The organism is Micromonospora sp. BS32 (genome assembly GCF_059089345.1).
On the sequence record NZ_JBSSHR010000064.1, the window covers coordinates 1 to 648 of the forward strand.

Below are 648 nucleotides of genomic sequence, written 5' to 3' on the forward strand. Positions count from 1 at the left end.
GGACCACCTTGAGGATCGTGCGCCACTTCGGGACGCCCAGCGCGAGGGACGCCTCGCGCAGCTCGTTCGGGACGAGCTTGAGCATCTCCTCGGTGGAGCGGACCACGATCGGGATCATCAGGATGGTCAGCGCCAGCGAGCCGGCGAAGCCGGAGAAGCTGAACTTCAGGATCTGGATCCAGAAGGTGTAGATGAACAGGCCCGACACGATCGACGGCACACCGGTCATCACGTCCACGAAGAACGTCACCGCCGTCGCCAGCGCGCCGCGGCCGTACTCGACCAGGTAGATCGCGGTGAGCAGACCGATCGGGACGGCCAGCAGCGAGGTCAGCGCGACCTGCTCCAGCGTGCCGATGATGGCGTGGTAGATGCCGCCGCCCGCGTCGTTGTTGAGCACCCCGCCCATCGAGTGGGTCAGGAAGTGCCCGTTCACCGTCGAGGCGCCCTTGGCGATGGTGGTCTTCACCAGGGAGTACAGCGGGATCACCGCGATGATGAAGCAGGCCCAGACGAGGCTGGTCGCGACCCGGTCCTTGGCCTGCCGCATGCCCTCGACCCGCGTGGTGATCGCGAAGGTGCCGGCGACGAAGAGCACGAGCGCGATCAGGCCCCACTGCACGTGGCTGGAGAGCCCCGCGGCCAGGC

Annotated in this window: 1 protein-coding gene; it reads right to left on the reverse strand. The window is 67.3% G+C overall.

The features are described from left to right. Positions 1–648 (reverse strand): phosphate ABC transporter permease PstA (gene pstA, locus AC5RWQ_RS30255; RefSeq protein WP_494286009.1); only part of this gene is annotated, 648 nt, incomplete at both ends.